The sequence below is a fragment of the Marinobacter sp. UBA2498 genome, from assembly GCF_002341575.1.
GTDB lineage: Bacteria > Pseudomonadota > Gammaproteobacteria > Pseudomonadales > Oleiphilaceae > Marinobacter > Marinobacter manganoxydans.
The window spans coordinates 6,777-7,371 of the sequence record NZ_DDOI01000056.1; the positions used below are offsets into that span (position 1 = coordinate 6,777).

The 595-nt window shown below is 56.0% G+C and carries 1 pseudogene; it reads left to right on the top strand.

Annotated features, from left to right (window positions below):
* Window positions 1–335: 335 nt before the first annotated feature.
* Window positions 336–595 (top strand): annotated as a pseudogene (locus B2W52_RS06755) (oxygen-independent coproporphyrinogen III oxidase); the annotation flags it as partial.

The following is a 595-nucleotide window of genomic DNA, read 5'->3' on the forward strand; positions in this document are numbered from 1 at the left end:
CCAGATCCCGATCCCGGTCGGCGTTTTCGAGTGCGCTGATGTCTCTCGTTAATTGGTCGCCGAGGATCAGAATCAGGTTGGCCATGGTGAGGAGTTCTCCAGTCGGTCAGGTTGCGGGAGCAATGACATCAGCCAATGCCCACAAAGGGGTAAATCAAGTACGCCAACAGCCCAAGGGTGGTTCAGTAACCGGGCTGGTAAACTGAATCCAATGCTCAGCTGACCCGCATCAAAAAGGAACGCAAAGGATTGCCCTAAAATGCGCGAGCTTCCTTGAACATGGGGTCAGATGAAACTTTCATCTGACCCCGATTTCATCTGACCCCGAGTTTGCCATGACCTCCACACCCGCACTCAAAGCCCAAGACTCAACACTGCCAGAATTCATCTGGGATGACGCCCTGATTCGCCGCTACGACCTCAGCGGCCCGAGGTACACCTCCTACCCCACGGCCGTGGAGTTCAACCAGAACTACCCCATTGAAGACATGGTCAAAGCTGCGGCTCGCAGCAAGGCCAGTGGCCGGCCGTTGTCGCTCTACACCCACCTGCCATTCTGCGCGCACCTTTGCTACTACTGCGCCTGCAACAAGGT